9 protein-coding genes are annotated in these 13343 nt (G+C 67.7%); 6 read left to right on the forward strand and 3 right to left on the reverse strand.

Translation table 11 applies throughout. The features are described 5' to 3' along the window. Positions 1-191: 191 nt before the first annotated feature. The 4 genes from QSJ30_RS08160 (at position 192) to QSJ30_RS08175 (ending at position 8807) form a co-directional block, all read left to right on the forward strand. Positions 192-2855, forward strand: a complete 2664-nt coding sequence (locus tag QSJ30_RS08160; RefSeq protein ID WP_285608213.1) for a dockerin type I domain-containing protein — start codon at positions 192-194, stop codon at positions 2853-2855. An 11-nt stretch (positions 2856-2866) separates the two neighbouring features. Further along, complete coding sequence (locus tag QSJ30_RS08165) at positions 2867-3460, forward strand: hypothetical protein (RefSeq protein ID WP_285608215.1); 594 nt, start codon at positions 2867-2869, stop codon at positions 3458-3460. Between the two features lie 115 nt (positions 3461-3575). Next, entirely contained in the window at positions 3576-6782 is a 3207-nt protein-coding gene (locus QSJ30_RS08170; RefSeq protein ID WP_285608217.1) for an IPT/TIG domain-containing protein, read from the forward strand. A gap of 114 nt (positions 6783-6896) precedes the next feature. Continuing rightward, positions 6897-8807, forward strand: coding sequence for a helicase-associated domain-containing protein (locus QSJ30_RS08175; protein WP_285608219.1), 1911 nt, complete (start codon positions 6897-6899; stop codon positions 8805-8807). Between the two features lie 66 nt (positions 8808-8873). On the opposite strand, the gene QSJ30_RS08180 is transcribed toward QSJ30_RS08175, so the two are convergent. Further along, positions 8874-9395 (reverse strand): hypothetical protein, encoded by a 522-nt coding sequence (locus QSJ30_RS08180; RefSeq protein ID WP_285608221.1) that lies wholly within the window; start codon positions 9393-9395, stop codon positions 8874-8876. Continuing rightward, positions 9382-9897 (reverse strand): RNA polymerase sigma factor, encoded by a 516-nt coding sequence (locus tag QSJ30_RS08185; RefSeq protein WP_285608223.1) that lies wholly within the window; start codon positions 9895-9897, stop codon positions 9382-9384. Before QSJ30_RS08185 ends, QSJ30_RS08180 begins: the two co-directional genes overlap by 14 nt. A 335-nt stretch (positions 9898-10232) precedes the next feature. On the opposite strand from QSJ30_RS08185, the gene QSJ30_RS08190 reads away from it, so the two are divergent. Both QSJ30_RS08190 and QSJ30_RS08195 read left to right on the forward strand, forming a co-directional pair. Beyond that, positions 10233-11045 carry a uracil-DNA glycosylase gene (locus QSJ30_RS08190; RefSeq protein WP_285608224.1) on the forward strand — a complete coding sequence of 271 codons (813 nt, stop codon included), beginning with the start codon at positions 10233-10235 and terminating at the stop codon, positions 11043-11045. Between the two features lie 71 nt (positions 11046-11116). Further along, positions 11117-12484 (forward strand): tetratricopeptide repeat protein, encoded by a 1368-nt coding sequence (locus QSJ30_RS08195; RefSeq protein WP_285608226.1) that lies wholly within the window; start codon positions 11117-11119, stop codon positions 12482-12484. Positions 12485-12729: 245 nt separating this feature from the next. Here the strand turns inward: QSJ30_RS08195 and QSJ30_RS08200 are convergent, their stop codons facing one another. Beyond that, positions 12730-13215, reverse strand: coding sequence for a hypothetical protein (locus QSJ30_RS08200; protein ID WP_285608228.1), 486 nt, complete (start codon positions 13213-13215; stop codon positions 12730-12732). Positions 13216-13343 lie beyond the last annotated feature (128 nt).

Consider the following 13343-nt stretch of genomic DNA (forward strand, 5'->3'; position numbering starts at 1 on the left):
GTGGCGGCAGACCCAAACCTCCAGCCTAGGGGTCCCCGGCGGCAGGGTCAACGTGCGGCTCCGGCCGAAGACCCGGCCCAGGGCAGGAAAAGCCAACTGGCGCGGGGGTTTTGCTGTCGTATAGTTTGAGATCCCCCCGGCCCATGCTCCTGCTTCCACCCTGGCCACCGGGGATCCCTCCAGGAGACGCCATGCACGGCCGGGCGACCAAGTTCCTCTCCCTCCTCATCTTGTCTGCGGCCCTGTCCGGCCTGGCGGCCCAGGAGGGGAACCCGGGCGAGCGCCGCCGGGACCTGCCCTACCGCAAGAGCCCCCATGCCCTCAGCGGCCACGACCGGGCGGATCTGCGTCGGGACTGGAATCTCTTCTGGTTCAACGGCAAGGCCAGCCCCGACTACCTGGACTACAAGAACCAGGTGGCCGTGCGGGAGGCCGGGGCCTGGGCTCCCCGCCGCCTCCAGTTCACCGCCGGGTCCACCCTGGCCGCCCCCCTGGCCACCGGCCCGGCGGGCGTGGGCGGCACCTGGACCAACCTGGGGCCCTTCTCGCAGCTCACCAACACTACCCCCGACATCGACAGCGGCCGCCCGGTGGCCATCGTGCCCCACCCCACCGCGCCCACCCTCTACCTGGCCACCAGCGGCGGCGGCGTGTTCCGATGCGACAACGCGGACCCCGCCCTGGCCGGCGCCTGGACCTGGTACTCGGTCACGGATTCGCTACCCACCAGCAGCAGTGGCGGCAACGTCGCCGTGGGCGCCCTGGCCATGAGCCCGGTGAATCCCAGCGTCCTCTACCTGGGCGCCGGCGATTTCTTCGATGCCGAGGGCCGCGGCTTCTTCAAGACCACCGACGGCGGCACCACCTGGACCGCCGCCCCCACCTCGAGTCTCGGCACCGCCACCCGCTCCTACGCCATCCTCCCCCTGGATGCCAGCCGCGTCCTGTGGGCCACGAACGCCGGCCTCAGGATCTCCACCGATGGCGGCGCCACCTTCACCGGCGCCACGGGCGGGCCCGCCACGGGCCAGGTCTGGTCCCTGCAGAAGCTCACCGCCACCGACCTGGTCTGCTCCGTGGAGGCCACCAGCGGCTCCGCGAGCGCCGGGTCCATCTACTACTCCAGCAACGCCGGCGCCACCTGGACCCAGGCCGCCCTGCCCACCTTCAGCTTCACGCCGGGCCGCATCACCACCGCCGCGGCCCATGACGGCGCCACGGTCTACGCCATCCTCGAGGACACCACCAGCAGCAGCACCAAGGTCGCGCGGGGCGTCCTCAAGAGCACCGACAAGGGTGCCACCTGGACCTGGCTGGCGGCCCCCACGGCGCCCGGAGGCCTCTTCCAGGGCACGGGCCCCCAGATGACCGGCGATGGCGGCCAGGGCTGGTACAACCACGGGCTCGCGGTGGATCCCAACAACGCGTCGCGGATCTTCGTCGGGGCGAACCTGGCCCTCTACCGGTCCATGGACGGCGGCGCGACCTGGGCCCAGCTCACCCACTGGTACGGCAGCGGCCATGTCTATGCCCATGCCGACTTCCATGCCACGGCCTGGTCGCCGGACGGCGCCACCCTCTACGTGGCCAATGATGGCGGCTTGGCCGTGGTGCGGGATCCCTTCCAGCCCACCATCCCCACATCCTCCTTCGACCTGACCTTCCTCGACAACCGGCGGAACCTGGGCCTGGCCTCCCACATGGCCTACAACGTGGGCTCCACCACGGCGGCCAGCCCCGCCGATTCCAAGTGGCGGATCTCCCTGGGCCTCCAGGACAACGGCACCCGCCTGCGCCAGCCCGCCACGGCAGGGGGATCGCTCACGGGCACCGAGGGGGTCTTCGAGGACCTGATCGGCGGCGACGGGTTCGCCACCATCTTCCATCCCACCGACGGGAACCAAGTCCTCGGCAGCCTCTATTACACCGACATTTACAAGGCCACGGACGGCGGAGCCACTCCCAAAAGCTTCGTGGAGTCCATTTCCGGAATCACCGAGGCAAACAACAAGGACCTCGCGCCCTTTGCCCCCTATCTCGCGCCTGGCGACAAGGCGCGGCCCTCGGTGGTGTACACCTCCACCAACGGTAAGGTCTACCAAAGCACCAATTTCGGCGGAGCCTGGGCGGCCCTGGGCACCGCGGGCCTGCCGGCGCCCCTGGACATGTCCTCTACCACTACGACCAATGAGCTGTTCATCCGCAGCCTGGCGGCCTCCCCCAGCGACCCGAACACCCTGGGCATCGCCGCCAACCAGTCGCGGGTCTACCTCACTTCCAACGGGGGCTCCTCCTGGACCAAGGCCGGGAGCCTGCCGGGAACCGGGGCCTCCCTAAGCTGCATCGCGTTCGATCCCGCCTCCGTCACCACAGTGTACGTGGGCTCCGTGGCCACCAGCGCCACGGCCAACCACCTATGGAAGAGCACCAACGGCGGCGCCACCTGGTCCGCCATCGACACGGGCACCGGTTTCCCTTTCGGCATTCCGGTGCATGTGGTGAAACCGGATCCCGTCACGGCCCGAAAGGTCTATGCGGGCACGGACTTCGGCGTCTACGTGAGCAGCGACGGCGGCACCACCTGGGCCCGCTTCGGCAGCAACATGCCCCTGGTGGCCGTGCGCGACCTCTACCTGGCCCCGGACGGCACCTTCGTCCGAGCGGCGACCTATGGGCGGGGCGTGTGGGAGATCCGCACGGCCCTGAACTTCGATCTGAACGGTGACGGCACGGTGGACCTGCGCGACCTCCTCTTCTTCGCCAAGTATTACGGCACCGCCAACACCACTTGCGACCTGAACGGCGACGGCACGGTGGATGACAAGGACCTCACCCTTCTGCTTGCCGGCCTGTGAGGAGAACGATCATGACCCACCTGAAGACCTTCCTCACCGGTTCCACCGCGCTGGCGCTGGGGGCTATGCTGGCCTGCGGCGGGGGGGGTGGGGGCTCATCAGCGCCCGCACCGGCGCCCACGGCCACGAGCCTGGGCTACACGGACCCCACCTCCGGCACCTACCTGCTGAAGAAGAACACCGCCCTCTCCACCGCCACCCACCTGGTCATGGATCTCGTGGGACCTTCCTCCGCCACGGGCAGCGGCGTCACCGCCACCTTCAGCGCCGATGCCACCAGGGTGACCTGGGCCAACGTCTCCGCCGCGGATCCCACCGGCACCTTCGTACAGAACGGTACAGCCTTCAACTTGGGCAGTGACCCCAAGATCCTCAAGGGCAAGGTCACCGCCGGCATCCTGCAGGTCACGGCGGCGCAGAAAGGCGCTGGTAGCCCCGTCTCCCTGGGTGCCCCCCTACTCCGGGTGGCCCTGGACCTTAGGGCGTCCCAGCTTCCGGGCGCCATCAGCCTCAGCGCCGACGCCACCCGTTGTCAGGTACTCGACGGTACCGGGACCATCGCCTCCCCCATCACCGTGGCCGTGGGAGCCCTCGCTGCCCAGTGACCGGAACTGGGCTAGGCGCCATGGACGCTTCGTGCATCAATAGGCGAAGCAATCGCCAGTCGCCGGGCCGCCTGGATCCCGTGGACGGATCCGGGACCCCAGCCCAGGAGCCGCCATGAACGCCTTTACGACCCGACGTCTCCCGCTCCTGGCCCTGATGACCACGTTCATGGCCTGCGGCGGCGGAGGCGGCGGCTCATCTGCCCCGCCAGCTCCGGTGACCCCGGCCATCAGTGCCGTTAATCCCGGCCATGGGAGCCCTGGCACCGCGGTGGTCCTCACGGGAACGAACCTCCTCGGGGCCACGGCCGTCACCTTCAATGGGAATCCGGCCTTCGCATTCACAGCCACCAGCGCCACGGAAATCGATGCCGTAGTGCCCGGCGGGGCGACCACGGGCCCTATTCGGATCACCACTCCCGGGGGCTCGGCCGCCTCGCCAGCCTTCACCGTGGATCCAGCCCTACCACCCACAATCACGTCCTTCACGCCCGCCAACCTTCGGGTCGGGACCCAGGTCACCCTCACGGGCACGCACTTCGTGGGGGCCACCCAGGTGCAGTTCAACGGCCTTAACGCCGCATCTTTCACAGTCGCCAGCGACACGGAGATCCGGGCTACGGCCCCCACGGGCCTGACAGCCGGCAGCATCTCAGTGGCAACGCCCGGGGGCACCGCGACCTCCGGCCAGATCTACACCCTATTCACTACGGTCCAGGTGTTGATGAACACCGGTTTCGAGCAGCCCTCCCCCGTCATCTGGAAGGGGGACACGGGCATCATCCAGGGGGCATCCACCAGCCAACCTGGCATTGGTCCCCACGGTGGAAGCAAGTTCTCTTGGCTGGGGGGATACGGGTCCGCGATCTCGGACCAAATCACCCAGGATTTCTATATCCCCGCTTCCGCCCAATCCGCCACGGCCACGTTCTACATGAAGATCGTCACCGCTGAACCGGCCTCGGGCGGGGCCAGAGATTCCGTTCTCATCGAAGTGCTGGACACCTCCGGCGCCCACCTGGGGACCCTGCTCACCCTGACCAACCTAGACGTCTCGGGCTACACGGCACGATCCGTGGACCTGTTGGCGTACCGGGGTCGCGTGGTTCGCCTCTCCTTCAAGAGCCAGGAAGACGCCCAGAACGCAACCAGCTTCCTTCTGGACGACGTAACGGCCGACATCCAAGCACCCCTGGGCGATTTGGCGCCCATCATTTCCAGCTTCTCGCCCACCTCCGGGGTCGCAGGGGAAACCACGGTCCAAATCACCGGCATGAACTTCTTTGGACTGACGAGCTTGACCATCGGAGGGGCCGAGGCTGGCATCACGCTCACAGACGGGACGGCTGTGTCTGCATCCGTCGCGGGCAACGCCATCGGGAGCGCTCCCATCCAGATTTCCAATGCCCAGGGCACTGGCGTCTCCGCCCAGCCCTTCTCGGTGATCTATGGCGCGCCGGTCGTTACCAGCGTGTATCCAACCCAGGGCCCGGTGGGCACACCCGTGTTCGTCATGGGGACCTACCTGGGCTATTCCGGAACGACCTTGACCTTGAATGGCCAGGCGATCCAAGCGAACCTCAGCGCCAACCGGATCTACTTCACCGTGCCCGTCGGCGCGACGTCCGGCGATCTGATCGTCCGGACTCCAGGTGGGACCGTCACCCGGACTTTCATCGTTAACTCCGCCGCCACCACCCTGGATCTCCACATCGAGAAAGTAGTGTTCACCCAGAGCATCCAGACCCTAGACAACGCAGTGCCCATCGTGGCCGGAAAGGACGGGCTCATCCGGGTCTTCGTCCTGGCCAACCAGCCGAATTCCGTATTCCCGGTGGTCCAAGTCACCCTCCTGAACAATGGCGTGCCGGTGGTCGGCTATCCGAAGACCGTCGCATCCGCTGGGTACACCACTGCCATTTATCTTGACGAAAGTCTGCTTTACAACAGCTTGAATCTTCCGGTTCCGGGCACCGACCTTGTGACACCCACGGGCACTGGATACAGCATCCAAGCTGTGGTGGATCCTGCGAATGCAGTGGTTGAAGCCGATGAAACGAACAATTTCTTCACCGCAGCATTAAGTGGCGCCACGGTCCCCATCTTCCGGACCACCATCTTCCCCGTGGCCCTGGCTAGCGGCACCGGGAATATCACTGAGGCCAACAAGGCCGCATGGGTCGCCAGGCTGGCGAAGATGTACCCGGTGGCATCGATCGACGTCATGGTGGGGGCCACCTTCACGCCCTCGAGATCCACTCTCACTTCCGACTCCACCCAATGGAGCACGCTCCTGAACGAACTCGCGACCAAGCACCAGATAGATGGCGCCTCGGATCGTTACTATTACGGGGCGGTCAATGTCACCTACAGCTCTGGAATCGCGGGAATGGGGTATGTCCCCAACGCTCCATCAGGCCCCTTCCAATTCCGAACGGCCCTCGGCTGGGACAAGAACGGTTATCAAGACGGGGGGAACTTCCCCGAGGTCTTTTCCCACGAAACCGGACACAACATGGGCCGTTCTCACAGCCCCTGCGGCGCCGCTGCCGATCCAGATCCCGCCTACCCCTACGCCGACGGAGGCATCGGCGCCTGGGGCTACGACACGACCACGGGCCAGCTGAAATCACCGTCCATCTACAAGGACATCATGGGCTACTGCTCGCCCGACTGGGTCAGCGACTACGTCTACAAGAAGATCCTTGATTTCCGCGGCGCCACCGGCGGCTTCCTCAGCGTGGGGGCCGAGGATGCGCCCCTGCCCAAGGCCCAGGCCAGCGCCCAGGAGTGCCTCCTGGTCCGGGGGATCGTCCACGAGGATGGCCGGGTGGAGTTCCTTCCATCCTTCCGCACCCGGGCGCTCCCGTCCGCTCCCGCAGCGACCGGGGAATACATCCTCGAGTGCCTCGACCAGAAGGGCCTGCCCGTCTTCACCACGCCCATCGAGCTGATGGAGCTGGGCTGCGGGCCCAGGGAGCACGAGCGCCACTTCGTCATGGCCCTCCCTCTCGGCGCGGCGGTGCTTGACGCCGTGGCCGGCCTGGACGTCCGCCGGGACGGCAAGGTCCTCGGCAGCCTCCGCGCCACCTCCGGGACCGCCGCGGCGCCCGAGCTGCAGCGCATCTCCGGGGAGAAGGTCCAGCTCACCTGGGATGCCACGGTCCATCCAGCCGCCCTCGTCCGCGACGCGGATACGGGCGAGGTCATCGCCATCCTCACCGGGGGGCGCCAGACCTTCGCCACCCGGGCACAGCGGTTCGATCTGGCGCTCAGCGACGGTGCGGCCGGGCGGGTCCTCCAGGTCAAGGTTCCCGACTAGCAGCGCCACCTTTGCATCCGGAAACGGAAGGCGCCCGGCATGCCGGGCGCTTTTTTCGCGTGAGCGTTCCGGGGTTCCGTGGGACACTGGAGGATCATCTGTACCCAGGTGTCCATGGCGTTCACCCACTACCAGCTCCTCGCGAACTGCTCGGATGAGCAGCTCAGGACCATCTGCGAGCGCCGCCGCCTGCCCATCCCGCTCCGCTGGGAGGATGAGGCCGAGGGCCGCGTACGCCTGCTCAAGACCATGGTCTTCCACCTGGAGGACCACAAGCGCCTCTCGGACACCCTGGCGGACCTGGACAGCGGTTCCCTGGTGGCCCTGAAACACCTGGCGAACGAGGGCACCCTGCCCGACGCGCCGGTGCTCGAGACCCTCCGCGGACTGGGGCTCATCCTGCCCGATGGCGAGGGCTGGGCCGTGGCCGAGCGCGTCGCCGACGCCCTCGATGACTTCGACGACGGCGCCCTCAACTTCCAGGCGCCAGAAGGCGTGAAGCTGCGGGCCGCCGAACCGTTCCGGTTCTCCCTGGCCCTCACGAGCGTGCTGCTGCGCTGCGTGGCGGGCTTGCGCGTGCTGAAGGGCGGCCTGCCCGCCAAGAAGGAGCTGGGCCAGCTCATGCAGCGCAACGCCATGCTCCAGGAGGAGCAAGACGCCACCCTGCTCTTCACCCTGCTGCACCGCCTGGGCCTGCTCTGGAGCCGCGAGGGCCGCGTGGAGACGCTGCTGCCCGCCGTCACCAGCCATCCCCCCCGCTGGGTGGCCGAACGCGCCTTCGCCAGCCTGCTGGAGCACGACCTCAAGGCCTGGGGCATGCCGCCCGCCGAAGACCGCCACTTCCTCATGCAGCACCTGCTGGAGCGCCGGGGCCAGGCCCTGGCCGTCCAGCCCTTCCTGGCCTTCCTCAAGACCCTCCATCCCCTGGACGAGGAGCGCACCCGCATGGTGTTCCTCCCCTTCCTGGGGCGCATGGGCATCATCCAGGGCGACGAGGGCTACACGCACCTCCGGCTCACCGAGCACGGCGAGGCCCTGGCCCACGAATACCTGCTGCGCGACCTGAAGGGCACCGCCGCCCACTGGCAGCCGCTGGAACTCGACCAGCCCATGGTCCTGCAGCCCACGCTGGAGTTGCTGACGCCCCTGCTCCAGAACCCCCATCGCCTGCTCCAGTTGGCCCAGCTGGCGGATGTGGAGGCCCTGGACGCCATGGGCACCTTCCGCGTGAGCCACGCCACGCTGGTGCGCGCACTGGACGCCGGCGTGCTCCTGGAGGAGCTGGGCCAGCGCCTGGGCGCCTCCACGCAGACCCTGCCCCAGCCCCTGCTCCAGCTGCTGGAGGACCTCTCCCGCCGGGTGGGCGAGGTCGAAGTGCACCAGGGCGTGCGGCTCGTGCGGGCCCGCACGGCCCACCTGGCGGACGAGCTGAAGCTGCGCCCCGAGCTGGCGCCCCTGAAGCTCGCCACCCTGTCCGACACCGTCCTGGAAGTGCGGGGGGACGGCAACGCCCACGCCCTGCTCAAGCAGGCGGGCTTCATGCCCAAGCCCGGGCGCTTCCTGGCCCTGAGCGTGGATTCGGACGAGAAGTTCTACCTGTGGGCCCTGGCGGCTCTGGCCTTCGTGGACGAGAAGGGCATGAACCACCACCTGGAGCCGGTGCAGCAGATGGTGCGCTCGGCCCTCCAGAAGCTCCACGACGAGGACCCGGCCCTCTACCAGGAGGTGCAGCGCCGCATCCCCATGCTGCACCTGGGCGGCGAGGACCAGCTGGCCGAAGAAGTGCAGCGCATCCTCGAGTACGCCGCGGGGCATACGCTCATGGTCGAGCTCACCTACCTGCCCCCGGCCGCCCATCGCACGCAACTCCGGCGGGTGTCCCCGCGCACCATCCAGGAGGACCACCTGCTGGCCTTCTGCCACCTCCACCAGGAAGAAATGGCCTTCCGCCTCACCCGCATCCAGGGCGTGAAGCTCCTGAACGAGCGCGGCTGGACCCCGGCCAATCACAGCCAAGCAGGATGAGACAAGCGAAGAGCCGGCTTGGCCGGCTCTTCGCTTGCCCATCCCCCCGGACGCGCAGTGCCGAAGCTACTGCTGCGGCTTGGCCTTGACCCGCTGGTAGTCGTCACCTTGGAATTTCAGGGGCTTCTCCACGGGAATGACCAGGTAGGGTTCGGCTTTCCGCCCCCCCTGCTTCGATGCCAACTGAAGCTGCTGCTGCACTTCCTCCTTCGCCTGGCGCTCCCTGGCCACCTCGGCGGCGTGGGAGGCCGCCATGCGCGTGAGTTCCTGCTCCTGGCGCTGGGCCTGGAGGGCCAGGCCATCCGCGCGGTGCTTCTGCTGGAAGCCCCAGGTCCCCAGGCCGGCCAGGACGGCCAGCAGAGGCAGGGCCGCGGCGGCCAGCAGGCCCCAGGTGGGCCGCTTGCGCTCCGTGCGGCGGCGGCGCTGGGCCTCCCGGCGCAGGTCGTCGGCCAGGGCGGCCAATTCGGGACTGGGCGCAGCAGGGGCGCTGGCGGCCACGGACCCGAGGCCCAGGAGGTCGCGGAGTTCGGCCCGCAACTGGACATCCTCGGCGGGTTCGAAACGCCGAGCGGGATCAGACCAGGACATGCACGCCTCCAGTGGGATTGAGCTGATCTTTGAGTTGGGCCTTGGCCCGGTGGATGCGGGTTTTCACGGTGGCCTCGGGGATGCCGAGGATATCCGCGATCTCCCGGATGGAGAGGCCCTCGACCACGAAGAGCCACAGGGCCTCGCGGAAGGTGGGCGACAGCAGGCGCATGCGCTCCCGGACCTCCTGGTTCAGCACCTGGTCATCGGCGCCACCGGCCAGGCCGGGCTCGGACACGGCTTCCAGGCTGAGGTTCTGGTTCTTCATGGGGCGGCGCTCGGTCAGGGAGAGGGTGCGGACGGTGCCATACAGGAAGGCGGTGGGGTGCTCGACCCGCACCTCCCGCTGCATGAGGATGACGAAGGCCTCCTGGGCAATGTCTTCCGGGAAGGTGGCCCCATAGCGGCGGGCATAGCTCACCAGCCGGGGATAGAGCTCGGCGAAGGCGCCGTGGAAGGCCTCCTGGCTGCCGAACGGGGTTTCCTGGTGGGACTGCTCCATGCACGGACTCCAACGCTCTAGGATGCCCCATCCGGAGGGGAAGTTCCGGGTTAGGAGCCCGTCCAAGTAAAGGGTGGGGGCTGCACTGGGGCGCCAGCCGAGGGAGGCGAGGAAGGCGACGAAGGCCTTGGTGGGTCCAAGGTCGAGGAGCCTGACAGGGCCTCCCGACGGCTGCCACCCCAGCCCGAAGGGTTGATGGCAAAGGGCCTCCATGCTGCGTTACCGGGCTTGAACGGTGAACCCACACCGCCCTGCGCCCGCTTCCTTGCCTGGAAGCCCTTTGCCATCAATGCAGCCCCTATCCATTACTTGGACGGGCTCCTAGGCTGGAAGCCATGGACGAGCCTCTCCGAGCCTGGCGCGACACCCTGGAGGACCTGGGGGTGATGGGTCTCGTCCGTGAACCGGTGGCCGCCGCTCCGGAGCCGACCCTCCCGGCCGCCGCCCGCCCCGCCCCGCGGCCAACCCCGGCGCCCCGGCCCGGTCCAGCCCCCGCGCCTGCGCCTGCCGCGGCCTATGCCAAGCCCACGGATGCCATCGGTTGCCCGCCACCGGGGGCCGTGGCGGCCGCAGCCACCCTCGCGGACCTGGAGCGGGCCATCCAGGGCTGCCTGGCCTGCCCCCTGGGGCCCGGCCGCCTGAAGTTCGTCTTCGGCGAAGGCGACCCGGGGGCCCGGCTCATGTTCGTGGGCGAGGGCCCCGGCCGGGACGAGGACCTCCAGGGCCGGCCCTTCGTCGGCAAGGCCGGCGACCTGCTGGACAAGATGATCGTCGCCATCGGCATGAAGCGCGAAGAGACCTACATCGCCAACGTGGTGAAGTGCCGCCCCCCCGACAACCGCACCCCCAGCCCCGACGAGGCCCGCGCCTGCCTCGGCTACCTCCACCGCCAGATCGAGCTGATCCGGCCCGCCGTCATCGTCACCCTGGGCGCCACCCCCCTGCGTGAACTGGTGGGCATCAGCGACGGCATCACCAAGGTCCGGGGCCAGTGGAAGCGCGTGCAGGTCGGCGGCCGGGAGATCCCCGTCATGCCCACCTTCCACCCCGCCTACGTCCTGCGCCAGTACACCCAGGACGTCCGCCGCGCCGTGTGGGAGGACCTGAAAGCCGCGAAGGAGTGGGTGGATAAGGCCGCCGAAGCCTGACAGCCGAGAGCTGACAGCTGAGAGCCAGTCGCCACCTGTGTCATGCTAGGCGCAGCTTTCGAGGTCGGCCCATGCGTCTTGTGAACGTGTTCTTCTTCGTGCTCCTGGCCTTCGTGCTGTTCGTACTGGGCAACCTGTACCTCACCAACCACGACCTGCTGGTGCGCGAAGTCGTCATCTTCGGCGAGGACATCAAGATCCAGAGCGTCATCCTCCTGGCCTTCCTGCTGGGGTTCCTGCTGAACATCCTCTACACCGGCATCATGGAGCTGGTGCGGCTGGTGCGCGGGCTGAACGCCTCCGCCGACACGCGGCTGGTGAAGCGGATCTCCGAGCGCATGCAGGATGCCCGCGACCTCGTGGCCCACGGCCTCCCGCGGGAGGCCAAGGAGATCCTGGAGAGCATCCTCGACCAGCGCAAGGAGCACGTGCCCGCCCGCATGCTCATGGGCGAGATCCTCATGAAGACCGGCAGCCCCGACGAGGCCGTGAAGCTGTTCCAGGCCCTCTGCGAGGATGAGCCCGACTTGGTCGAGGCGGCCTATCAGCTGGCCGAGGCCCACCTGGCCACGCGGAACCCCGACGCCTCCGTCACCGTGCTGACCAAGCTGGCCTCCAGCCATCCCAAGAAGGCCCTCCGGGCCTGGCGGCGGCTGCGCGTCCTCCACATGGACGCCCAGCGCTGGGACGAGGCCATGGAGGCCCACAAGAAGCTGCAGACCTACTTCGCCAGCGAGCTCAGTCAGGGCGAGAAGGCCCAGGGCGCCGCCCTGGCCTACCAGGTGGGCCTCGCCAAGGTGGAGGCGGACCAGTTCAAGGATGCCGCCCAGATCTTCCAGCAGGTCATCAAGGACGAGGCGGACTTCGTGCCCGCCTACCTCAGCCTGGGCCGCTGCATGATCCTCCAGGACCAGGAGGCCCAGGGCCTGGAGATCTGGCTGGAGGGCTTCCGCAAAACCGGCGAAGGCACCTTCCTCCAGGAGATCGAGGACTACTTCATCCAGCTGGGCCGGCCCGAGGATGGGCTCGCCGTCATGCGGCGGGTGGCCGCCACCTCCAAGCACGCCACCACCACCAAGTTCTTCCTGGGCAAGATGCTCTACCGCCTGGAGATCCTGGACGAGGCCCTGGATCTCTTCCAGGAGGTTCGCAGCCAGGTGGTCTACAGCCCCATCCTGTTCTTCTTCATGGCCAAGATCCACAGCCGGCGCGGCCGCCTGGACGCGGCCCTGAACGAGTACCGCCAGCTGCTCCGCAACCTGGGCGTCCTCAAGCTCCGCTTCGAGTGCGCCGTCTGCGGCCACAAGACTCAGGACTACGTGGACCGCTGCGACAGCTGCGGCAGCTGGAACAGCAGCCACTTCCTCTTCAAGGAGAGTGATCTGCCGGAGGGCCCCATCCGCGGGGGGGAGAGCGGCAGCTGGATGGCGATGCTCTGACGGGTGGTATTTGGCGCTGCAGCGCAGCGTCAAATACCGGGACCCGTCGAGCAGAGCATAACGTCCACAGTTGGCCCCTGGCCCCAACGAAGTCCGGGCCCCGCCGAGCAGAGCATCACACTCAGGTTGGCCGCTTACTTACGGCTGTCAGCTCTCAGCTCTCGGCTGTCAGCCAAAGAAGCGGGGCGCCATCCGGCGCCCCGTGATCTGTTACTGAAAGCTGATAGCTGACGGCAGATAGCCAATCAGGCAATCGCCTGTCGAATATCGAACAGGAGGCGCTTGAGCTCCAGCTCGGTGAGGTTGAGGGGCACCTGCTGCTTGACCTCCTCCTTGCGGTAGAAGGCGATGCGCTTCACCACCACCTTGTTCTTGCCCAGGCTGATCTCGTTGAACTGGATCTGGGTGTCGTCCTTGTAGGGCGGCAGGCTGCGCAGCTGGATGTACATCCCGCGGCGGTCGTGGTCCACGATCTCCAGGCGCTCCTTGAGGTAGTTCACGTTCTCGGACAGCATCTCGGCCTTGGTCTTCAGCTTGGCGAAGCTGAGCCGCTTGGGGGCATGGCACTCCAGGACCATCTCCCCCAGCTGCACCCCGTCCTTGCCGCGCCGGAGGAAACCCTCCAGGGTGCCGTCCAGCTCCGCATCGGCGCGGTGGAAGGCTTCGAAGCCCTGGAACTCGCCGGGGAGCACGGAGTCGTCGTAGCGCTTGGCCTTGCGGGAGAGCTTCATGGCATGCCTCGGAAAGGTGGGGACCTTCCCTCAGGGCCAGAGCCGTGCCAGAGCGCCACCCTCACGGCAGGTTTGGCACATCATCTGAATTATCTGGACTTCCTCTCACCTTCTGCCGAGCCGGACCT

Origin of the sequence: Geothrix edaphica (assembly GCF_030268045.1) — a bacterium.
Classification (GTDB): Bacteria; Acidobacteriota; Holophagae; order Holophagales; family Holophagaceae; genus Geothrix; species Geothrix edaphica.